21 protein-coding genes are annotated in these 21,858 nt (G+C 59.8%); 10 read left to right on the forward strand and 11 right to left on the reverse strand.

Annotated features, from left to right (window positions below):
• The first annotated feature begins 250 nt into the window (after nt 1-250).
• Genes AC1XOS_RS06250 through AC1XOS_RS06265 form a run of 4 tightly spaced genes read left to right on the forward strand, consistent with a single transcriptional unit; the run spans nt 251 to nt 3,371 of the window.
• Complete coding sequence (locus tag AC1XOS_RS06250) at nt 251-748, forward strand: macro domain-containing protein (protein ID WP_481961361.1); 498 nt, start codon at nt 251-253, stop codon at nt 746-748.
• A gap of 28 nt (nt 749-776) precedes the next feature.
• On the forward strand, nt 777-1,487 hold the full coding sequence (locus AC1XOS_RS06255; RefSeq protein WP_481961362.1) for a sulfite oxidase-like oxidoreductase: 711 nt from the start codon (nt 777-779) through the stop codon (nt 1,485-1,487).
• On the forward strand, nt 1,484-2,605 hold the full coding sequence (locus AC1XOS_RS06260; RefSeq protein ID WP_481961363.1) for an aminotransferase class V-fold PLP-dependent enzyme: 1,122 nt from the start codon (nt 1,484-1,486) through the stop codon (nt 2,603-2,605). Before AC1XOS_RS06255 ends, AC1XOS_RS06260 begins: the two co-directional genes overlap by 4 nt.
• Nucleotides 2,589-3,371, forward strand: a complete 783-nt coding sequence (locus AC1XOS_RS06265; RefSeq protein WP_481961364.1) for a sulfite exporter TauE/SafE family protein — start codon at nt 2,589-2,591, stop codon at nt 3,369-3,371. The genes AC1XOS_RS06260 and AC1XOS_RS06265 overlap by 17 nt, the downstream gene beginning before the upstream one ends.
• Here AC1XOS_RS06265 and AC1XOS_RS06270 read toward each other — a convergent pair.
• A complete protein-coding gene (locus AC1XOS_RS06270) occupies nt 3,361-4,821 on the reverse strand; it encodes a DUF1501 domain-containing protein (RefSeq protein WP_481961365.1) in 1,461 nt (486 codons plus the stop codon). The two genes, AC1XOS_RS06265 and AC1XOS_RS06270, sit on opposite strands and share 11 nt — an antisense overlap.
• A gap of 134 nt (nt 4,822-4,955) precedes the next feature.
• The gene (locus AC1XOS_RS06275; protein ID WP_481961366.1) at nt 4,956-7,865 is read right to left on the reverse strand and encodes a DUF1549 domain-containing protein; all 2,910 of its coding nucleotides are present in this window, start codon (nt 7,863-7,865) and stop codon (nt 4,956-4,958) included.
• A 57-nt stretch (nt 7,866-7,922) separates the two neighbouring features.
• Between AC1XOS_RS06275 and AC1XOS_RS06280 the strand changes: the two genes are divergently transcribed.
• A complete protein-coding gene (locus tag AC1XOS_RS06280; RefSeq protein ID WP_481961367.1) occupies nt 7,923-8,771 on the forward strand; it encodes a helix-turn-helix domain-containing protein in 849 nt (282 codons plus the stop codon).
• Between the two features lie 33 nt (nt 8,772-8,804).
• On the forward strand, nt 8,805-9,491 hold the full coding sequence (locus AC1XOS_RS06285; protein ID WP_481961368.1) for a phytanoyl-CoA dioxygenase family protein: 687 nt from the start codon (nt 8,805-8,807) through the stop codon (nt 9,489-9,491).
• On the opposite strand, the gene AC1XOS_RS06290 is transcribed toward AC1XOS_RS06285, so the two are convergent.
• From AC1XOS_RS06290 to AC1XOS_RS06320, 7 genes are all read right to left on the reverse strand, one after another.
• Nucleotides 9,434-10,606 (reverse strand): dienelactone hydrolase family protein, encoded by a 1,173-nt coding sequence (locus AC1XOS_RS06290; RefSeq protein ID WP_481961369.1) that lies wholly within the window; start codon nt 10,604-10,606, stop codon nt 9,434-9,436. The two genes, AC1XOS_RS06285 and AC1XOS_RS06290, sit on opposite strands and share 58 nt — an antisense overlap.
• A 14-nt stretch (nt 10,607-10,620) precedes the next feature.
• Complete coding sequence (mgtE, locus tag AC1XOS_RS06295; protein ID WP_481961370.1) at nt 10,621-12,012, reverse strand: magnesium transporter; 1,392 nt, start codon at nt 12,010-12,012, stop codon at nt 10,621-10,623.
• Nucleotides 12,013-12,201: 189 nt separating this feature from the next.
• A complete protein-coding gene (locus tag AC1XOS_RS06300; protein ID WP_481961371.1) occupies nt 12,202-13,563 on the reverse strand; it encodes an NRAMP family divalent metal transporter in 1,362 nt (453 codons plus the stop codon).
• A 26-nt stretch (nt 13,564-13,589) separates the two neighbouring features.
• Nucleotides 13,590-14,021 carry a hypothetical protein gene (locus tag AC1XOS_RS06305; protein ID WP_481961372.1) on the reverse strand — a complete coding sequence of 144 codons (432 nt, stop codon included), beginning with the start codon at nt 14,019-14,021 and terminating at the stop codon, nt 13,590-13,592.
• Nucleotides 14,018-14,353 carry a hypothetical protein gene (locus tag AC1XOS_RS06310; RefSeq protein WP_481961373.1) on the reverse strand — a complete coding sequence of 112 codons (336 nt, stop codon included), beginning with the start codon at nt 14,351-14,353 and terminating at the stop codon, nt 14,018-14,020. Before AC1XOS_RS06310 ends, AC1XOS_RS06305 begins: the two co-directional genes overlap by 4 nt.
• Nucleotides 14,350-14,901: an RNA polymerase sigma factor gene (locus tag AC1XOS_RS06315; RefSeq protein WP_481961374.1), complete on the reverse strand. Its 552-nt coding sequence runs from the start codon at nt 14,899-14,901 to the stop codon at nt 14,350-14,352. Before AC1XOS_RS06315 ends, AC1XOS_RS06310 begins: the two co-directional genes overlap by 4 nt.
• 94 nt (nt 14,902-14,995) lie before the next feature.
• Nucleotides 14,996-15,628 carry a hypothetical protein gene (locus tag AC1XOS_RS06320; RefSeq protein ID WP_481961375.1) on the reverse strand — a complete coding sequence of 211 codons (633 nt, stop codon included), beginning with the start codon at nt 15,626-15,628 and terminating at the stop codon, nt 14,996-14,998.
• A 192-nt stretch (nt 15,629-15,820) separates the two neighbouring features.
• On the opposite strand from AC1XOS_RS06320, the gene AC1XOS_RS06325 reads away from it, so the two are divergent.
• The 4 genes from AC1XOS_RS06325 to AC1XOS_RS06340 are packed head-to-tail and all read left to right on the forward strand — an operon-like array spanning nt 15,821 to nt 20,271.
• Nucleotides 15,821-16,399 (forward strand): DUF4337 domain-containing protein, encoded by a 579-nt coding sequence (locus AC1XOS_RS06325; RefSeq protein WP_481961376.1) that lies wholly within the window; start codon nt 15,821-15,823, stop codon nt 16,397-16,399.
• A gap of 50 nt (nt 16,400-16,449) precedes the next feature.
• Nucleotides 16,450-17,364: an alpha/beta hydrolase gene (locus AC1XOS_RS06330; RefSeq protein ID WP_481961377.1), complete on the forward strand. Its 915-nt coding sequence runs from the start codon at nt 16,450-16,452 to the stop codon at nt 17,362-17,364.
• Nucleotides 17,289-20,024 (forward strand): flippase-like domain-containing protein, encoded by a 2,736-nt coding sequence (locus AC1XOS_RS06335; RefSeq protein ID WP_481961378.1) that lies wholly within the window; start codon nt 17,289-17,291, stop codon nt 20,022-20,024. Before AC1XOS_RS06330 ends, AC1XOS_RS06335 begins: the two co-directional genes overlap by 76 nt.
• 22 nt (nt 20,025-20,046) lie before the next feature.
• The gene (locus AC1XOS_RS06340; protein ID WP_481961379.1) at nt 20,047-20,271 is read left to right on the forward strand and encodes a hypothetical protein; all 225 of its coding nucleotides are present in this window, start codon (nt 20,047-20,049) and stop codon (nt 20,269-20,271) included.
• A gap of 63 nt (nt 20,272-20,334) precedes the next feature.
• Here AC1XOS_RS06340 and AC1XOS_RS06345 read toward each other — a convergent pair whose 3' ends face one another.
• Together AC1XOS_RS06345 and AC1XOS_RS06350 are read right to left on the reverse strand one after the other, a co-directional pair.
• Complete coding sequence (locus AC1XOS_RS06345) at nt 20,335-20,679, reverse strand: hypothetical protein (protein WP_481961380.1); 345 nt, start codon at nt 20,677-20,679, stop codon at nt 20,335-20,337.
• Between the two features lie 324 nt (nt 20,680-21,003).
• On the reverse strand, nt 21,004-21,858 hold an 855-nt coding region (locus AC1XOS_RS06350), incomplete at its 5' end, for a hypothetical protein (RefSeq protein ID WP_481961381.1).

Below are 21,858 nucleotides of genomic sequence, written 5' to 3' on the forward strand. Positions count from 1 at the left end.
CGACAGTCACCAAAGGCGTCGTCAAGCGCCTGCACGAAGCGGGATTTGTCGCTGTCACCAGCGCCGCCGATGCCTATGCCGTGGTCGCCTGGAAAGAGAAGCCCCGCCGGTGAGCAAGGGCGTTACGTTGGGAGCCCGAAAAAGGTGGAGGAAGCTTTTCGGTGGCGCTGGAGCCTGATCTCTGAGCCTAAATCTGCTGAAGTGTGGATTCTCTTTGCTCCGCTCTGCCTTAAAATTGTCGGTGGAGGAAATGATGATCTACTTTGTGGAAGGTGACATTCTCAAGACAAAGGCGGCGGCACTGGCGCACGGAGTCGCACCTAATGATGACTGCAAGTCCGGACTGGCTCTGGCGCTTCGTGAGCAGTGGCCAGGGATGTATGGCGACCTGCGGCACTACTATAAAACGTACCACCCGAAGCCGGGGAACCTGTGGATCTGGAGCGGCGTGGGTGGCGTGCGGATCGTGAGCCTGTTCACTCAGGAACCCGCGCCTGAACATAGCCATGGACACCCGGGGAAGGCTCACCTTGAGCATGTCAATCATGCCCTGCGTGAGCTGGCGAAGCTGGTGGAGACCGAGAAACTGACCAGCCTTGCGCTGCCTCGTCTGGCAACGGGAGTGGGAGGGCTGGAGTGGGGTGATGTGAAGCCCTTGATGGAGAAGCACCTAGGGAGCTTGAGTACTCCGGTTTATGTCTATGAGGACTATAAACCCGGCATTGTGGCTGAGGAGCCCGGTACCTAGCCGTGCGATAAACAGGTATCATGGGATCATGCAACTTCCCCCTGATACCAAGCTTCAGGGGGAGACACCTCCCGGCCCTGGGGACATTCCCGAGGGCGTGTGTGTCTCTCCCGATATGCGCCGCAGCCAGCGCATTCCGCCCAACCAGAGCCGCACGAAGAAGTGGCCGGTGCTGGACACGGGGATTCATCCCAAGCCGATTGCGCCTGAGGATGTGACGCTGGAGCTTTATGGCGAGGTCGAGGCGCCGGTCTTGCTCACTTGGGCGGAGCTGCAAGAGCTTCCAAAGACCACCGTCGCGGCGGACATGCACTGCGTCACGCGCTGGTCGCGGCTGGGCAATCTCTGGGAAGGGATTAGCACGCAGACACTTCTTCAACAAGTCAAGCTCAAGCCAACGGCCAAGTACGTGATGGTCTACGGGCGCGATGAAGTGACATTCTTTCGGGGGGGCTCCGCGACCTGGAGCACGAACCTGCCACTGGAGCACTTCCGCCATGACGACTGCCTCGTGGCTTGGAGCCACGACGGTGAGCCGCTGACCAATGAGCACGGCGGGCCACTGCGGCTGGTGATTCCAAAGCTCTACGCCTGGAAGTCGGCAAAGTGGGTCTGCGCGATTGAGTTTAAGTCGGAAGACGCACCGGGCTACTGGGAAAAAGGTGGCTACCACATGCTAGGCGATCCCTGGAAAGAGCAGCGCTTCCGCTTCAGCGAAGAAACGGGCGATGAGCTATGACACTTGCAGAGTTTCGGGCGCAGTTTCCCAGTACCCAGAATGGGGTGCACCTGAACCACGCGGGAATGGGGCCCGTTCCCATGGTGGTCTCCACCGCCGTTCATCAAGCTCTTACTGAGCTGAGTCATGGCGATGGCATGATGGCCTTTCGTGCTCACCTAGGGCGGGCACAGCGCCTACGCGAGCAGCTTGCCCGGCTCATGAATGTCGCGCCTGTTGGAGTGGGCCTGGTGCGCAACACGAGCCATGGCTTGGCAATTGCGGCCCAGGCGATCCCGTTTCTGCCGGGCGAGAACGTCGTGGTGGGGGCGTGCGAGTACCCATCGGTGGTCTATCCCTGGCAGTCGCAGGCTTGGCGTGGTGTAGAGACGCGACTGGTCGCCTGTCCTGAGGGTCTTCTCTCCGAAGACGACTTAATGGCGGCCTGTGACGAGAAAACCCGTGTGCTAGCCGTGAGCTGGGTGCAGTGGGGAACCGGCCAGCGGATGGACCTAGAGAAGCTCGGGGCGTTCTGTAAGGCCCGAGATATTTGGTTTGTGGTGGATGTGATCCAGGGGCTGGGGGCACTGGAGTGTGATCTAACGGCCTGTGGTGCGGATATCGCCGCCGGGGGCTGTCACAAGTGGTTGCTGGCTCCGGCGGGGATTGGCCCTCTCTATATCAAGCCTGAGCGCCTCCGTGAGCTACTTCCCACCAATGTCGGCTGGAACTGGGTGGATCGACCCTTTGTCTGGGATCGGCTGCGCTTTGAGGATACCAAGCCGGGCACGGAGCGCTTTGAAGAGGGAAGCCCCGCGATCTTGGCTGTAGCGGCTCTGGAAGCCTCGCTTGGGCTGCTGGAGTCGGTGGGAATGGGGGCAATCGAGGCCGCCGTCCGTGCCAATGCCGAGGCACTGCGCGGAAAACTGCGCGCGTGTGACATGATGCTCTGCCCGACGGACGGCCACAGTGGCATCGTCCCGTTTCGGCACCCGACTCGGAGCAACGAAGACGTTCTGGAGTCACTTGACAGTCAGAGTATCTGGGCCGCCGTGCGGTGCGACTGGGTGCGCTTTTCGCCGCATGCCTACACGACCCGCGATGATGTGGAGCGAGCGATACGTGCCCTGGGAAACTAGCGCGGTCTTAGCCATCTTTGCGATTCTGACGGGGCTTGCACTCGGGACTCTGGGGGCAGGAGGCGCGATTCTGGCGCTGCCCGCCTTCACCTACGCAGCGCACTTGCCTCATCGTGAGGCGAGCGCAACAAGCCTGTTGGTTGTGGGAACGGCGGCCTTGATCGGCGGACTGATGACGCTCCGTCGCTGCCAAGCCAGCCCCGACGAAGCCCTGCCCGACTTTAAAATCGCCCTGCCTTTTCTTGTGGCAGGTCTCTTAGGCTCTTGGGGTGGGGCAAAACTTTCCCCGTTTATCCCCGATGTGGCGCTAAAGCTGCTCTTTGGAGCCATCGTCGTGGCCGCCGCCGCCGCTCTAGCTGCACGGGCGCTGGCTAAGTCTCCTACGGATACACCAGCGCCCGCTAAAGTGCCACCACGCTGGCTGGCTCCTCTTCTAGGACTCTGGGTAGGCGGGCTGACCGGCCTTGTGGGAGTGGGCGGAGGATTTATCATTGTTCCTGCGCTCACCCTGATCGGCGGCCTCTCCCTCAAACGTGCCTCCGCCACCTCGGTCTGGATCATCACCGGCAACGCGGCGGCGGCGCTCGTGGGCTATATCGGCCAGGTACATATCGCCTGGGGGCTGGCCGGAGCCTTTCTCGCCGTGACTCTGGCTGCCATGGTGGTCGGCCAGCGCCTCGCCCACCACACCAACCCCCGAACCCTCCAGCTTGTCTTTGCCACGTTTCTGCTGATTATTGGAGCTGCCACCCTGATTAAGCGATAATCTCCTTGATGGGGTCTGTGTGCTCCACACCGACGAGTTTCTGATCCAGCCCGCCGTAGAAGTAGCTGAGCTTGTTGGGATCGAGGCCCATGAGCTGGAGCGCGGTGGCATGCAGGCTCTTGACATGAAATGGGCTGTCCACGGCGCGGCTGCCTAGCTCATCCGTGGAGCCGACACTCACGCCGCCTTTCACCCCGCCGCCCGCCATCCACATCGTGAAGCCGTAGGCATTGTGGTCGCGCCCAGTGCCTGCCGCGTACTCCGCGACCGGCTGACGGCCAAACTCACCGCCCCAGATGATAAGGGTCGAGTCCAGAAGCCCGCGCTGCTTGAGGTCCTGCATCAGCGCCGCGATGGGCTTGTCGGTGCGGCCTGCGTGGAGCGTGTGGTTGAACATCAGATCGCCGTGGGCATCCCAGTTGGCATCGTTGTGGCTACCGCCTGAGTACACTTGAATAAAGCGCACGCCTTTCTCGACCAAGCGCCGCGTCAGGATCATCTTGCGGGCAAAGTCTGCCGTCTTGGGATCGTCGAGGCCGTAGAGCTTCTTGATGTGCTCGGGCTCACTGTCGACGTCGACGGCCTCGGGGGCGTTGGACTGCATCTTGTAGGCAAGCTCGTAGCTCGCGATTCGGGCCGCCAGGTTGGAGTTGTCGGCGCGAGGGCCAAGGTGCTCGTGGTTGTATTCTTGGAGTGAGTCTAAAAGCTGGCGCTGGGCATCTTTGGAGAGCTCCTCGGGACGTGCTAGATCCAGAATGGGCGTTCCGGCGGGACGCAGCACGGTTCCCTGGTAGCTGGCGGGCATGTAGCCACTGCTCCAGTTCTTTGCGCCTGAGATCGGGCCACCAGACTGATCCAGCATCACCACAAAGCCGGGCAGGTTCTCATTGACGGACCCGAGGCCGTAGTTCACCCACGAGCCCAGACACGGCGCACCGGAGAGAATCTTGCCCGAGTTCATCTGGAGCATTGCGGAGCCATGGATCGGGGAGTCCGCCGTCATGGAGTGGATAAACGCCATGTCGTCCACGCAGTTGCCGACATTAGGGAAGAGATCGGAGATCCACTTGCCGCTTTGCCCGTACTGCTTGAACTTCCACTTGGGCTCGATCAGGCGGCCCTGGTTGCGCTTGCCACCCCGCCCGAACGTCTTTACTTCAATGGTCTGGTTATCCCGCCCGTACAGGGTGGGTTTATAGTCAAACGTGTCAATATGGCTGGGGCCGCCGTACATGAACAGAAAGATCACCGACTTGGCCTTACCCGGAAACATCGGCGGTTTAGGCGCGAGGGGATTGCCCAGCGCTTTTTGTGCCCCCTGACCCCCGCTTGCGGGGGAATTGAAGGCGAAGCCATCTTTGGCCAGCAGGCCGGTCAGGGCCAGACCCGTAAACTTGGCTCCCGCTTCCCAAAGAAACTCACGTCGTGTTCGCTTGCAAAAGTTTTCCATAGTACCCTCTTCCCCCCGGCCCCCTCCTCCCAACCCTGCGGAGGCAGGGTTGAGCGAGGGGGAGTTTATAGAACCCTCTCCTCTCCCCCTCCTCCCGTGGTTTTCGGGAGGAGGGGGCCGGGGGGAGGAGGGCTCTAGTCTAGATACATAAACTCATTGAGATTGAGCGTGAGCAGGCAGAAGGTCGCTTTTGCTTGCTCAAGTGACATCTTTTGGCTCTCTAGTGTCTTGATCAGCTTGAGGCCACGGGTGATCTCGGCAGGAGTCGGTGTGCGCTGCGTGGCGAGAGTCAGGCCACGAGCGACAAACTTCTCAACCGTTCCACCACTCTCTTTATCGAGACGAGCCGCTAGAATCTTGGCTTGGTCGTGGAAGAACTTGCCGTTGAGCGTGGTGAGCGCCTGAGTCGGCTGGGTGCTGGAGAAACGTGTCGGGGTGGTGCGGTCGGTCTCTGCGGCATCGAAGCCATCCATCAGCGGGAAGATCAGCGAGCGCTTCACAAAGATATAGACACTGCGCCGGGCCTTGTCCTCAGGCGTCATGCGATCCGGGTACCAGTCTTTACCCGGCACGGACTGGCCCTGGAGTACTTCTCTGGGAATATCGGGATAGACCGACGGCCCGTAGAGCTTGGGGTTGAGGTTTCCACAGACCGTTAGCACCGAGTCGCGGAGCTCTTCTGCCGTTAAGCGCCGCATGTCCATCCGCCAGAAAAGATTGTTCTGTGGGTCTGCCTTGAGGGCTACCGCACTGTTCCGTGAGCTTTGTTTGTAGGTATTGCTCATTAGAATCAGCTTGTGGAGGCTCTTGACCGACCAGCCTAGCTCATGGGTGAACTTGGTTGCCCGGTAGTCAAGAAGCTCTGGGTGTGTGGGCGCATCGCCGCCAAGACCAAAGTTACTGGACGAGCGGACGATCCCGCGCCCAAAGTGCCCTTGCCAGATACGATTGGCCATCACGCGGCCCGTGAGCTTATTGTCCGGGCTCGCGATCCAGTTGGCGAGGGTCAGGCGGCGGCCTGAGCTACTCTCGCTGAGCTGCGCGGCGGGAATGGAGGCCCGCCCACCTCGGACGGGCTCGCCCGTGGAGGGGGGCACGGGGATGCGCTCAACGGGCAGCTTGGCACTGCCGCCGCCGAGAATCTCTGGCCAGCCTGGTTCTACTTTATCAGCGGGGGCCGCGGCGGAGCCTCGCAGAAGCACAAACGTCTCCAGTGGCTTGTCCATCTCCGTGACACACAGCGCACGGTTCACCTCGACTGGCTGGTTCTTAAGATCTTCGAGCTGCTTCTTAGCGCGGGCGTACTCAGGATTGGCGACCGCCACACTCGCCTGGCCTTCGGGGCCGTTGCTGGCATTGGTGGAGAGCAGGCGACGTGGGGCTCTCGGGCCCTGTCCAGGCCCTGCCCAAGAGACAGCCAGGCCGATCCCAAAGTTATTCTGGAAGTACTCCAGCCGGATCGGGACACGTCCCGCCTCTAGCTGAACGGCCTTGCTCTGCTCTTGGCCCTGGCCATGGATGCCATCGTGCTTGATGAGCTCGGTGCCGTTCACTACCAAGCGCGAGCCATCATCGGAGTCTAAGAAGAACGTATAGCGCCCGGCTTTCGGAACGACCAACGTGCCTTCAAAGACAAAGCCGATGGCGCTGTCTCGGTCTCGGAGCGTGATATCAAAGCGCTTGCTGGGCACGGGGCCACTGCGCTCGGCTTTTAGCGTGTCGAAGTTGGGGAGCTTCTCGAACGTGTCGCGGTAGTACTTGTAGGTCAGGTCGTCGAGGTCGCTTGCGGCGCTGGGGTCGGCGCTCGGGGCGGCGTTTTCGAGCTCTTTGAGCTTGAGCTGGAGGGCATCGAGTTTTTGTTTTTTCTCTTCGAGCCGCTTCAGGTAGTCCGCACGCTGCAATTCGTTCTCAAAGATGGGCTTCTCATCGGTGGGGCCACCGTTGCGGAAGTGATTGATCCCATTGAAGAAGCTGACGAGCTTATAGTAGTCTTTCTGGAGAATGGGGTCTATTTTATGATTATGGCAGCGGGCGCAGTCAAAGGTCAGGCCCATAAAGGTCTGTCCAACCGTAGTGACAATGTCATCGAGGCCATCGTAGCGGGCCTGCTCACGATCCGTGGGCTCATCATCCCAGATTCCGAGGCGATAGAAGCCCGTGGCAAGCAAGCCATCGTTGCCGCCGTCGGGCATTTCATCACCGGCGAGCTGCTCTTTGACAAATCTATCGTAGGGTTTGTCGGCGTTGAAGCTACGGATCACGTAGTCGCGGTAGCGCCACGGCTGTGGCTTGGGGTTATCACGCTCGTAGGAGTTGGTCTCGGCATAGCGCATCAGATCGAGCCACTGCCGTCCCGCCTTTTCGCCATAGTGCGGCGAGGCGAGGAGGCGATCGACCAGTTTTTCGTAGGCATCAGGCGCTTTATCGGCCTCAAAGGCGGTCACGTCCTCGGGGGTGGGCGGCAGGCCCGTCAAGTCGTAGCTCAGTCGCCGAATCAGCTCACGGCGGCTTGCCGTGGGGCTGGGCTTGAGGTTTTTCTTTTCTAGATTTGCAAGCACAAACGCATCAATGGGATTGCGCACCCAGGCGGCGTTCTTGACTTTGGGGGGCGTAGCATTCTTGACGGGTTGAAAGGCCCAGTGGGTCTTTCCCATCTCAAAGAGAGGGCTTCCTACCCCATTGGGAGCTGCGGGGCTTGCGGGCCAGAGACCACCTGCTTTTGTCCACTCCGTCAGAGCCGCCACTTCGGCGGGCGAGAGGGGCGCGTTGTTGAGAGGCATGCGCGGCTTGCCGCCAAGGCCATTGACACGCTGCATCACCAGAGCGAGCTTGTCGGCGGGAATTGTCTTGTCGAGACGTAGCCCCGCAGATGCGCCTGCTTCTCCATGGCACCCTTCGCACTTCGCCAGCACGAGAGGCCGGATCTTCGACTCGAAGAACGCCGTCTGTTCTGCCGTTAACGTTTCTGGTGTCTTCTGTTGCTGGCCCATCGCCATTGCCGCCAGCCCGAGCACACCAATCACTCCCAATAATTCTTTCCGCATGGGTTCCTTAGCCTTTGTCAATCAACGTATGGTACAACGGAAGTGTACCCTATCGCCATGAGTGAAACGCAGGAAGACCTTCGCCAAACCGCCGCTGAGCTGACTGATACGGGGATCATTGGGGAGCGGACGCGAGAGCGCATTACCCACCGCCCCGCAGGCCCCGCTATGGTCTCGCGCGGCCTGCGTGTCGCGGGGCTCTCGGAGGCATTTGCGCCCTACGAGATGGTGCGCACCCGCTGGCAACAAGGACAAGTCTTGGTCAGCTACGGTGGCGAGGGACTTGCCTGGGTGAACGAGGAGTGGCTTCCTGTTGCCTCTGGAACCGCCTATCTCTCCCCACCGGGCGTTCCGCATGCGTTTCGTCCACGCTATCCCGATGCGCCTTGGGAGTTTGCTTGGGTGATCTTTACCCCAGATGCGGAGCTTCCCTGGCCGGAGCACGCGAGTCTCATTAATGCCGACCCTGAGCCCCTGCGCGATGCGATCTTAGGGCTCTGGCGTGAGTCGCGGGCCGCGGCGGAGGCAGCGCACCTAACGGTCTGGGCGGAGCTGACCCTGCTCCAAGCCCGGCGCCTGCTCCGTGGTGGTGCTCGTCCCGAGCGCCTGCGCCGTCTCTGGGATGCTATTGAGAGAGACCTTGCGCACCCTTGGACTGCCCCTGAGCTGGCCGCCATTGCTTGCCTCTCTGAGGGGCAGCTCCGTGTGGTCTGTCAGCAGGAGACCGGAAATAGCCCTTTGGAGCAAGTGACGCTCCTGCGGATGCGCCATGCAGGAGCGCTCCTGCTCTCCACAGAGGCCAGTATTGAGCAGATCGCCCGCGCGGTCGGCTATGCCAACCCGTTTGCCTTCTCAACCGCCTTCAAGCGTGTCTTAGGCGTTCCTCCCAGCCACTGGCGAAAATAGCTTAGTCATCAAAAAATCAGGAATAATGCAGACATGCTAACCGAAGACGAGATCGAGCAGTACTTCTGTGAGGGCTACTTGCTCAAGAGAAACCTAGTGCCACAGAGCGTCGTCGAGTCCGTTCGGGCAATCGGCGAGACGACGAAAACCACCGACGGTGGCGGCTGGACACCTAAAATATTTGACCGTGAGAACCCGATATATGAGCCTGAGCTTCATGCGATCCTGCGCCACCCGAGTGTTGTCACTACGGCAGGGCAGCTCCTAGGAACACCACCGCTGATCTACTACGGCATGCTCGCCATTGTCCCGGCGCACGGGGGAAATGGCCTGCCCTGGCACCAGGACAATATGTACTCGCATATCTATGGTGGGGCGCTCAATATCTTCGTAGCGCTCTCGGAGATCACGCCAGAGATGGCCAATCTGTGGGTTGCGCCGGGTTCGCACAAGCTCGGGACGCAGGCATCCAAGCGCAACGAGACCACCGCCAAGGGCCACCGTGAGGCGCTGGTCGAGCCTGAGAATGGGCTGCTCTTGCCCACGCTTCAACCCGGCGATACGTGTATTTTTACCCGCGACACGCTCCACCGCTCGCTGACCAACACGACCGATAAAAACCGCTACGCCTACGCCGCACAGTTCTGCGCTACCAACGCCCGCTACACTGAGACGGGCAAGCGCCCACCTTTGTGTGTAGACCCGGCCGCTTTAAGCTGAGCCGCGAGCCAATCAAACGCCGCAGCTTGCATGAGCAGATCAAATTTATGTCCACCAGGATAGAACTGCCCGACATAGTTCTCAGGCTTCCCCACCGACGCGTAGTGCCGCGCAATTCTCGCATCGGCGGTGCGCATTCCCTCCAGCGTAAAGAGCGGATCGGCTTCGTCGTACTGGACCATGAGCGGCGACGGTGCCCGGCAGGCAGCGAGATCGGGGTAGTCGCCGTGGGGCATCCAGGCAGGTGGGTAGAGGAGCCAGGTGTGGCTGACAATATTATGATCCAGCAGGCTGGGGAAGGTGCTCATCATCCCCACCACTACCGAGGCCCGAATCTTAGAGCAAGTTGCCTGAAGCAGCGCTGCCCGCAGGCCGCCGCCCGAGAGCCCGACACAGCCGAGTGCCCTGCTCTGCACATCGGGGCGCGATGCCAAGTAGCTCGCCGCGACTCGGTCTTCGTAGCTGACCACGCCCGCGAGGCTAATCCCTAGAACCGTGGCGTACTTGGCAACCAGCTCCTCGTGCAGGCCTGCTGTCGTATTGTAGAGCTGTGCGGGGTTGGCCCCAGACTCAGAGGCCAGCTTCTTGCCGCGCCCTTGGTGGAGTGCGGTCATGGTCTCCAGTGGGAACTTGCGGCTGCCCCAGAGAAAGACATCGGGGACGAGCACGGCAAAGCCGCGCCGGGCCAGCTCGTTGGCGTAGGCGCGGCCTCCGTAGTACTGTCCTCGCGACGGTGCAACGGGCTCCGGAACCGGCTCGGGGCCATCGGCGATTTGTTCTTTGCCGTAGAGCTTGAAGCCACCATGATGGTGCAGGGCAAGCACACCAGGGAGCTTCTTGCCATCGCTGCCCACGGGGCGGAGATAGAACGCCTGGGTGCGTGGCCCGTAGCCCACCGACCAAGAGAGCAGCTCGCCGGAGACACCATCGCGCTCCCAGCGCTGCTCTATTCTTACGTCTTGTGGGGCTTCGTCGCCGGGCGCGAACGCCAGCGCCTCGCGCACTTTTCTCTGTGTTGCTTTGCCGGGCCTTGCCTCCGGCCAGAGCGGGTGGGAGCGCTGCGCTGCTCCCACCAGGTCGCTATAGATCCCAAGGTCTTGGTAGTGTTGACTCATGCCCCTATTCTAACTCAGTGAAGCTGAGGAAGAAGCATATGGGCTATATTTAAGTAGAGGATGAGCCCTGTGGCATCCACGAGTGTGGCAATCAGGGGGGCAGAGACAAGAGCCGGGTCTATCTTGAACTTGTTTGCGATCAAGGGAATCAGCGAGCCGATTGTCGTTGCCCAGATGCAGATCGCAAGGAGCGACAACGATACGACGGCTGAGAGCAAGATCCCTCGCCCCATGACAATCGAACGTAAAAACGCAATCACGCTTAAGATCACGCCGAGGAGGAGCCCTGTGGATGCCTCACGAAGAAGAACACGTCCCGCATCGCGTACCCGAATCTCTTTCAGTGCCATCGCACGAATGATCGTCGAGACGGTCTGTGAGCCCGCGTTGCCTCCCGTTCCGATCAGCAGGGGAATGAAAAAGCTCAGAGCCACCACGCGCTGTAGCTCTCCCTCGAAGTGCTGAAGGACAGAGCTTGTGGCTGTCTCCGCGACAAAAAGTAGGACGAGCCAGGACACACGGCTTCGAGCCACGCGCCAGATGGGAAGGGAGAAGTAAGGGGCATTTATCACGCTGGGCTCGGCAGAGATAGCGCCTTGCTTGAGGGCATCCTCGGTCTGCTCCTCGGTGAGAACATCGACGATATCGTCCACCGTGATGATCCCTGCAATCGTGCCGTTGCTATGGAGCACGGGCATCGCCAGAAAGTCATAGCGTGCGATCAGGCGCGCGACTTCTTCTTGATCCGTGTCTATCTGGACGGAGATAATATCGCGGGTCATGATCTCCGCGATTTGCTGCTCGCTCTTGGCACGAACCAGATCCCGGAGCGAGAGAATGCCGATAAGGCGCTCATCCACCACGACATAGAGATCACTAAGTGTCTCGACTTCTGGGTCGGCTTTACGGATGGCAGCAAAGGCCTCCTCGACCGTGAGCTCTGGTGTGAGGCGCATGAACTTCTCGGTCATCAAGCGCCCAGCGCTGCTCTTAGGATAGGAGAGCAGCTCACGGACTTCTGCAGCGTCTTCTTGGTCCGCCCACTGGCTTAATAAGACTTCTTGCCGCTCCGGGGACGCCGACTCGGCCAGCACACCCGCGGCATCGTCCATGGGCAAGAGGTCCAGTAGGGCAGCGATGCGCTCGGGCACTTCGTTGTCGAGTAGATAGCGCGCTTTTTGCTGATCGAGCTCATCGAGCACTTCGGCGGCGCGCTCTGAGTCTAGGCAGCGAAAGAGGCGAATCGCGTCCTCATTGCCCAGGCGCTCCATCACCTCCGCGATATCGGCGGGGTGGTAGCCTAAAACGGCGGTGTGAAGTGTGGCTTCTTCGGCTTGGCTCAGTGCGGCGTGAACACGCTCCTCTAGGCGCAAAGTATTGCTCTCAAGTGTCTCTAGTCGGATCATGGCGATAGATCTTTCCCGGAAGACAGGCGTTTGTCGCGGTGGGCTACCCTGCCCACCCATGCCTTAGAGAAGCAGGTGGGAGTAGGAAGCCCACCGCAATCGACTACCGTCTTCCGTCGTTTGTGGGTGGGTTTTGGTTTTCATCAGGTGTTGTCTGAGTGAGTGCGTCACTGGGAGATAGAAAGTTCCCTAGGTCTTGCCCGTTGCCAGACCCCAGAAGAGCAAGAGGATCGCCACGGTCATGGTCAGCACGGCAAAACTGCCCAGGAGATTAGTCAGACGGCTATTACGCCGCTCGCCGACAATGGCTGGGTTGTTGCAGATTAGCATGAGAAGTACGATCAAAGGAGGAGCGACCGCACCGTTCATCACCGCGGCGTAGAGAAGTGCTTTGACGGGGCTGATGCCGGGAATAAAGTTCAGAAGATAGCCCATCACGATCACCGCGACAATCGTCAGATAGAACCCCCGTGCGCGACGAAACCTGCGATAGAGGCCGTAGCGCCAGCCAAAGGTCTCGGCCAGAGCGTAGGCCGCCGAGCCCGCCAGAGTGGGAATGCCCAGCAGTCCTGCACCCAGAATGCCAATCGTGAAGAGCCAGTACGCGGACTTGCCAAGTGGCAAGAGCGCTCGGGCGGCGTCCTGCGCCGTGTTGATCTCGGTGTGCCCGCTTGCATGGAGCGTGGCGGCGGTGCAGATCATGATAAAAAACGCGATCACCTGGGAGATCACCATCCCGGTGACCGTGTCGGCACGAATGGCCCGGATCTCAGACTCGGCGACGGGAAAGAGCCGGTGCCCGGGCTCTACCTCAATCCCATGGGCGATCTCTTCCTCGACCGTTTCTCCCGCTTGCCAGAAGAAGCAGTAGGGAGAGATCGTCGTTCCCAGATAGCCGACAACTGCCATGAGATAGCCAAAATCGGGTTGCCAGTGGGGCAGAACGATATGATGAACTATGGCTCCCCAGTTGTGTTTGACCCCTGGAAGCAGCGCTGTGACCACATAGGCAAGTAGCGCCAGGCAGAGCCACTTGAGATATCTGACATAGCTTTTATACGGAATCAGAATCAGAAGGGTGATCGTCCCAAGAGCAATCACCGTTAGCCAAAGAGTGAACGAGAAGCCAAAGAGCATCTGCGCCGAGGCCGCCATGACATTGAGATCTGCCCAGACATTGATCACATTGGCAAGAAACAAGAGTGCGACAGCGCCTAGAAGAATGCCGCGTGGGTAGTGCTTCTTAATAACGGCTGCGAGTCCCTCACCCGTGATGGAGCCAATGCGCCCCGACATCTCTTGAACCACGATAACAAGGGGAATCGTAAAGGGCGCGAGCCAGACAAGGCCATAGCCAAACTGTGCCCCGGCGATGGAGTAGGTTCCAATTCCGGAAGGGTCATCGTCGGCGACCCCAGTAATCAGCCCAGGGCCTAAGTGCTTCCAAAAAGGAGTCTTCGTGGCGCTTTCTGTTAGAGGATCTTGTGCCGTCTTGAGATCTGAGGCATCCTCACGGGCATCTTCTTGCTCAAGGGACTCCGATTTATGCATTATGGACAGATTGTATCGCGCCGAAACTAGTGCAGGAGTCTTGCCAGGCCGATGAGCTCGGCCTCGGTGAGCTTGCCCATGACCATCCGGCGCTGGGTAGCGTGTTTGAAGACGATGGCGGTGCACTCGGGGTTGCGAGAGTCCTGGTGGATAAAGCCGCTCCAGAGCCCCTCTTGCCCCACTTTTTTCCAGCCCGTCTGTGCCTGAAGAGGGTGTGTGTTCTTAGTCTCCGTCACGAAGAGCGAGAAGGAGCGCTTCTGGGCTGCATAAAGAAAATGATTGTGCTCCCCAGGAATGAAGCGAACCAGCTCCCAAGCCCCGACTTTAGCAGGAAGGCCCACTTTACGTGCCTCGGGTGCCGCGTCGCCTCCCACTTTGATGAGGGCTGGAGCCTGTCCTAGAACAGGAAGCGCGAGAGTGGCTCCGACGAGCGAGATGGCGACAAAAGCCTCTCTCATCGCGACTTTACTCCCTGCACTTCTTGGAGATGCTCGGTGTGGTTGGTCTCGTGCCGATCGTAGAACTGCTGCATCTGCGCTTCAGACGGCAGGGGGTCGGCCTCGGCACTCTGCTCGGGCCAGACAAGAAAGACCACCAGGGCGATCACACCGGCTAGTGCTGTCGCGCCCAAGGGACGCCACAGGGAGCGGCGGTGGGCTTTCAGAGGCTCATCAGGGGGGAACTGATGGCGCACGCGGCCCATCACACGCTCTCGTGCGGCATCCTGTCCTCCGATAGGTTCGGGGATCGGGGCCTCTTTTAGAGTTTTTTGTAAGTCTTCATCTTTCATTGCAACGAGTCCTGACTAAGCGTAAGGCGTAGTTTTTCACGGCCTCGCGAGATGCGCGAGCGAACCGTCCCGAGAGGGATGCTGAGCATCTGTGCGATCTCGGTGTAGTCATATCCTTCCACATCCGCCAGTAAGACCACAACTCGGTTCTCAAGAGGCAGCGCATCCAGGGCTCTCTGCACCGGCTCCGAGTAAAGGGGGTCTACCAGGCACTTCTCAGGATTATGGCTCAGATCGGGGATGTCTTTGCCCTCCGTCTCGGAGAACACGGTATCTAGGCTCTCCACCTGCCGACGGTTGGCTTTGCGTGCCATGTCGATTCGGTTGTTGGCTAGCATCTTGAAAAACCAGCTCGCGAACCGCTCACCCCGGTAGCGCTCAAAGGCGACAAATGCATCAATAAGAGTCTCGGAGAGAAGGTCCTCGGCGAGATCCCGGTTGCTGGTCAAACGATAGGCGAAGCGCCAGAAGCGATCCCAGTCTTTGGCGACCAGTGCATCAAACTCCGCGTGTTTCTGCGCCGTTATCGAGCGCTTGGTCAGCCACATTCCTCTATTTATACCAGCCTTTGACCAGTTTGCTGCAATAGGGTTCATGTTAGTAGTGCGAAAAAAAGCTCGCGCAAAGTTCCCAAATACAGAATTACTTTTTGCTGAGCTTGGTCTGTGCGCTCCCCCGACGCTCCAGCTTTCCCCAGCCCGCCCGAACTCCTGAGAGCGCCGCTCCAAGCGTTCGGACAAGAACGGCAAAGAGCAAGTACAGGTTCCCCGAAAGCGCGGCAAAGAGCACCCCCAGATCGGCGGCGGGAGCCAGGGTGGGCACCAGAGTCTTCGCGCCCGCCTTGCCCACAACCCAGTCGTAGGCGTAGTTGCCGATGGCAAGCACCGTTTTATCGGCAGGCACGGCCTTGAGAAAGCCGGAGAGCTTGTGCAGGCGCGACTCTTCAAAGTCATTGATGTTGGCGGAGAAGTTATTGACCAGGGGGAAAATCGCAAGATGGTGCTGCCTTGCCAGAGCCCGCGCTTCGTCGTCGCTGGGGTCGTGGTCGGTGATCTGGAGGCCGTCACCGGTGTCATTGAGATGGAGCCAGCCAGGAAACAGATGCGTAAGCTCCGAGGCATGAAGCCGCAGAGATGCAAGGCTTACTTCATCCCAGTCCACATAGAATGCACCCACGACACCTTGCCCCTTGCCCCGTGTGGCTCCCCCCACAGGAAGTGTCAGCGGCTGCTGCGTGTGTTCGGGGCGCAACGGGGACGCTGAGAGTGCTGGCAAAGAATATCGCCAGCGCGGTTGCCACGACAAGCCCTCCCAGTAAAAACAGGCGCAGCAAGAGAACACGGCGACGGTTCGAGGGGTCGTAGAAAATGGGGCGGGTCGGCTCAGGCATCTTGATCTAGTGTGCGTTGTCGCATCGGAATTGGTTCCTTGGAACCTTTCTGGAGTAAAATGACGCATAGGTTTACTATGAGTGATATTCAAGACGCGATTCACGAAGTCATCGAGAGTGCTCCGTCCGCTCCGAGCAAAGAGGATCGTCTCAACTCGATCATCGCGATCTTCGTGGCCCTCTCCGCGACTTTTATGGCCTTGTGCAACATCAAAGATGGCAATATCTGTCAGGCGATGGCGCAGGCCCAGGCACACAGCGTGAGCAAGTGGAGCCAGTACCAGTCTAAGAGCACCAAGCAGAACTTGGCGGAGACAACTCTGGCACTTGCCCAGCTCCAAAAAGCGCCTGATTCCGTGCAGGCACACTACAAGGATGAGATCGCCCGCTATGAAAAAGAAAAAGGCGAGATCCAGAAGGAGGCCAAGAGCCTCGAATCCGAGTACGAGCAGCTCAATATCCACGACGATCAGTTCGACATGTCGGAGGCCTGCCTCTCGGTGGGGCTGGCACTTTTTGGAATCACGGCCCTCACCCGAAAGCGCTGGCTACTGACCTTTGCGCTATGCCTGGCGGGGCTGGGCGTCTTTCTGGGGCTGGGGGGCTTTCTGGGCTGGTCGTTTCACCCCGACTGGCTTGCTAAATTCTTGGGATAGAGAGCGACGGAAAGGGAACTAAGTGCTAGGGAAGTGGCGCAGGAGTTCCTATGAAACGACTTTCTCTACTTGCCTTTGCCGCACTCCCGCTTCTCATAAGTGCCCCGGCCCATGCGGATATTTTTCGCGTCTTTCATGAGCGACAGGTACTGGGCCAGAAGCTCTCTGGGAAACTGGAGAAGACGCAGTTTTCCTCACCCGCGCTGGGGGAGAGCCGCTCGGTCTTTATCTACACGCCGCCGGGCTTTGCGCAAAACCCCACCCGGCGCTATCCGGTGCTGGTGCTTCTGCACGGCTCACCGGGCGAGCCCATTGACTGGCTCTACGAAGGTGATGTGCACCGCGCAATCGATAAAGCAATCGCGGCAGGCACGCTGCCACCCTGCCTTGTCGCCGTTCCCGATGGCCATGGGCCTTTCTACAAAGGCGGCTCGGAGTGGGCCGATGCGCTGGGGGGGAAGTGTAATATGGAGACGGCAATCGTGCGGGATCTCTCGCAGTTCTTAGAGACACGCTACCGTGCCACCGCCAACCTCGCGCTCTGGGCCATCGGGGGGCTCTCGGAGGGGGGCTACGGTGCGGCCAATCTCGCTGTCCGCCACCCCGAGCGCTTCCAGAGTGCGCTTGTCTTCTCCGGAGATCTGCGGGTCAAAGACGACTGGGGTGATGATACGGATATCTTTGGCACCGATGCGGCTTTACGGAGTGCCAACTCGCCTGTTGAGCAGCTTCGGCGCGTGGCTCCTGAAACCCGGAAGAAGCTCCATTTCTTAGTCAGCGTGGGCAACGACGATGACGCGGATCTGATCGGCGATGCTGTGGGGTTTGTCACGGTTGCACGGGGGGCAGGAGCGACCGTCAAGCTAGATCGTGATACGGGGGGCCATAAGTGGAGCTTCTGGAGCAAGCACTTCTTGGCCGCATTGCCGCTCTTGGGGCAGTGGTGGAGGCAATCGGAGGCATGAGGCGACAGCTCGCCCTTCTGGTGCTGGTTCTTTTAGGAGCCGTCGCGGTGCTGCTCCAGCGGCGGGAGCTCCTGGCGCTGATGGTGGCTCTGGAGCAAGCGCGTCTCTTGCCCGTGCTGGGAGCCGTGGCCTGCCAGCTTGGCTTCTTTGTGCTGATGATTGCCTTGCATACCGCGGCGTTTCAAGCCGTGGGAGCACCAGCACGCTTTTGGACGCTCCTGCCCGTCTGGTTTACATCGCTGTTTATCAACCTGACGATCCCCGGAACCGGTGCGACGGCCTTTGTTGCGGATGCGGCTACGCGGGGAATTGCTCCTGCACGAGCAACGGCGGGGCTACTTCTGGTGCGTGTCTGCGACTTGGCAACTTTTGGTGTCATTCTGCTGGCGGGCCTGATCACGCTCTCACTGCACAGTGTCCTGCGCCCTGTGGAGGCTCTGGCGGCACTGGGGCTGCTGGTGCTTATCGGAGTCTGGGGCAGTGGGCTCGTTCTGGCGCATGTGGCTCCACAGCGCCTGGAGCGCTTGCTGACACGTCTTGAGGGGATCTCGCGGGGGTGGCTCAAGACTGGCTGGGGAGTGGAGCAGGCACGCCACGCCCGTGCGAGTGTGGGAGAGCTTTTTGCCCAGCCGCGCCGTTTAATCTTGCCGCTTTGCTTGGCCCTAGCCGCGCATCTTGTTGATCTGCTGTGCCTTGCGTTTCTCTCGCGGGCGTTTGGCCTGCAGCTCACGCCAGGGACGCTGCTTGCGGCATTCTCCGTGGGATTACTTTTTTGGATCGTGGCCATTACCCCCGATGGCCTTGGTGCCGTCGAGGGAATGATGACCGTCACGTTTGTCTCGCTGGGCGTGCCCTTGGTAAAAGCGACCGCTGTCACCCTGGCGTTTCGGGGGCTGGCGCTCTGGCTGCCGCTTGCCGTGGGAGCGATGCTCTCACTGAGACACCTGCGGCTCCGCTCGCGCCGTGCGCTTGCCGTGCGGGTGATCAGCGCAATGACGGCGCTGATGGGGCTGGTAAATCTGGTGAGTGGCACCCTGCCTGCCCTGGGGCTGCGGCTGACCTTCTTGCGCAATCACCTGCCGCTCGAAGTGCGCTATGGCTCGCGGCTGGCGACGGTGGTGGCGGCCTTTGCCCTGCTTTTGTTGGCACAAGGGCTCCTGCGACGTAAGCAGCTCGCGCACCGTTTGACCATGATGGCTCTCGTACTCTCGGTGCTGGCGCACCTCTCAAAAGGGCTCGACTGGGAAGAAGCGACCCTGGCGCTGGGCCTGCTAATGGCGCTCTGGCTCTACCGCGCGAGCTTTGTTGCCCGCTCCGATGGCCCCACGGTGCACCAGGGATTAAAGCGACTTCTCTGGGCGCTGGGGTTCACGCTGATCTACGGTGTCTTAGGGTTCTGGCTTTTAGACAGGCACTTCGTCTACGACTTTGGTTTTCGTGCGGCGCTGGAGCAGACTCTGGCGATGTTTATCTCCTTCAGCGACCCTGGCCCACTGCCTATCACGCGCTTTGGTCACTGGTTCTCAGACTCGATCTACACGGTTGCGGCGACGACCATCGGCTACGCGCTTTTTACCCTGCTCCAGCCGGTACTTCTCCGCCAGCGTGCCACTCTGGCGGAGCAAGCCCGTGCCCGGATAATTGTCCAAGCGCATGGAGAGTCGTCGCTGGCGCGCTTTGTCTTGTTCTCAGACAAGCTCTACTGGTTTAGTCCGGGTGGCTCTGTGGTGGGCTATGCTCTGGTGGGGCGTTTTGCCGTCGCGCTGGGGGATGCGATTGGTCCAAAGACCGATAGCGAGGCCGCGATTGCAGGCTTTGTGGAGTTCTGTGCCCTTAACGATTGGGATCCCGCGTTCTATCAGACGCTGCCTGACCACTTGGAGGCCTACCGAAGCGCTGGGCTCCAGGCACTTTGTATTGGCAGCGAGGCGGTGGTGGAGCTGCAGAGCTTCACGCTCGCTGGTGGGGCGCTCAAGAGCCTGCGAAATAGCGTGACGCGGCTGACAAAGGCGGGCTACACTACGGAGGTTCTTCAGGCACCGCACGCGCCCGAGCTTCTCCATCAGCTACGCCTCGTCAGCGATGACTGGCTCCACCAGCAGCACGGCGGTGAGAAGTGCTTCTCCTTGGGCTGGTTCGACGAAGCCTATCTCAACGATGGCCCCGTGATTGTCGCCCGCGATGCCACGGGGGAGATTCTTGCTTTTGCCAATATTGTCTCCGAGTACCAGAAATCCGAGATCACGATAGATCTGATGCGCCATCATCGTCGCGCGAAGTCGGGGGTGATGGATCTTCTTTTTGTGGCGCTGATCACCTGGTCGCGCGAGCAAGGTTTTGCGAGCTTCAACCTGGGGCTGGCACCACTCTCAGGGGTGGGACAGGACGCGCACGATCCCCTCGTAGAGCGTGTTCTCAACCTGGTCTTCCGGCGTGGGGGGCGTTTCTACTCTTTCGAGGGACTGCACGCCTACAAGCGCAAGTTCCAGCCCCGCTGGGAGCCGCGCTACCTGATCTACCGAAGCTCTCTCTCGCTTCCCCAGGCAGTCGTTGCGATCGTCCGCGCTGACAATCCTGGGTTCCAAAAAAAATGGCGGCTTCTGGGAACTAAAACAGCCATGGCCGACGCACTAGCTACTGGAAATCCCCTCAGGGAATAAAATATCCAGAAAAGATACCCTCATGAAAACAAGTTTTCGCTCCCTTGTAATGCTCTCCGCACTGTCGCTACTTAGCATCTCCGCTTTTGCCCAGAAGCCCGATGGTAAGTCAGCTGCAAAGCCTGCGGCGAAGATGGCTACTAAACCTGCCGGAAAGACAGCAACGAAGAAGGCTACTAAGCCCGCAGCAAAAATGGCTGCTAAGCCTGCGGCGAAGACCGCCGCTAAGCCTGCGGGCAAAAAGTAAGCTCTTACGGCTTTTGAAGCCACAGCGCCCCTTTTCGCAAGTTAAGGGGCGCTGTTTCTTTCGCTATCTTTTACGGGTGGCGCTGGCGTACCAAGTGTTGTTTTTATAGATCACGGCATAGCTGCCGGACCTACCGAGTGCTATTGCATTGATGCGCAGGTTGCTCATTTGGATAGTGGTCACGGCAGTGGTCAGTGCCGCAGGAACGCCACTGAGATAGCAGATATTCTCGTTGGCAACCATCGCCCACGAGTCGCTGGTACCTAACGCGAGCTGGCGGACGCTGTTGCCGTCCTCAACGAGGCGCTTGAGCCGACTGAAGAACGTGCTGGGAACGCCACTGGTGTAGTAGCCTCGGCTCGCGCCTCCGTAGACAACGGCCCAGGCACCCGTAGGGCCAATTGTCACAGCGGTGATACTGGCTCCTGCTGTTTGCAGGCTGGAAAGTCGGTCGTAGAGGGTTTGTGGGATTCGGTGTCGGGCTAGGTGTCGGGGTTGGTGGTCGAGCTGCCGCCGCCACAGCCATGCAGTGCCAGCCAAGTCGTTGCTGAAAGCGCCAGAATGCCGACTTTGCGTGATTTTGTTAGTTCTAATAATCTCATCTTTTCCCTTTTCTACCTACTGTGGATTCCTATCCTGAGGTTAGGTTCCTCTAAAGTTCTCTGCCTTCAAAAAAAATCTCCCTCGTGATTTTTCTTTCACGAGGGAGACTCTCTGCAATCAAGGCGCAGGCTAACCGCCGCCGCCCGGCCCCCCTTGGCCACCGCCGCGTCCGCCAAAGCCGCCCCCAGGGCCACCCTGACCACCACGGCCCATAGGCATTGTGTAGCCTTTCGCAATCGTCTGCTGCTCGGTGCTTAGCACACTCTCAGGCTTTCGACCTTGAGCGAGCTTGGTGAGCTGGTCTTCATTGAGCATGAGCTTCAGAGTTGCCTCAGGGCGAATCCCCGCCTCTTGCAGACCTTTTAGTGCCTTGATCAGCAGCTTCAAGCGGGTGCGCTGCGCTTCGCTCAGCACGGCATCGATGTCTGTTGTTGCCTTACGCTCCGCCTTGGCTATATTCGCTTGCATCTCCTGCATCGCAGCCTGCATCTCCTGCATCATGGCTTGCATATCGGGGCGACCGCCACCTTGAGCATTTTGGGCCGCATTGGGGTCAGCATTGGGGTCTTGCTGAGGACGGCGCGGGGGCATCTGAGGACGCATGGCGTCTTGGGATTCCTCACGAATGAGCGCAATTTTGCCGGATTGAGCATCGGTCAGGCTCAGGTAGAGCGCCATGATCCGAAGCGCGACATTGGCTGCGCTAATCTCACGGTTCATCCCCATCATCCCCATCATCCCGCCAGGGCCGCCCATACCGCCCATCATTCCTCCCATCATCCCGCCGAAACCACCCCCACCAGGGAAGCCTCCCCCCTGGCCGCCAAAGCCGCCTCCCGGCCCACCCTGGCCACCACCACGTCCGCCGCGGCCACCGCCACGGCCCCCAAAGCCACCGCCTTGTTCGCCACCTTGAGGCGGCTGTGCCAGTGCAGCGCCACCTACCATCAATGCCACAAACGTTAAAGCCAATCGGTTCATCTT

It is taken from the genome of Armatimonas sp., assembly GCF_964826245.1.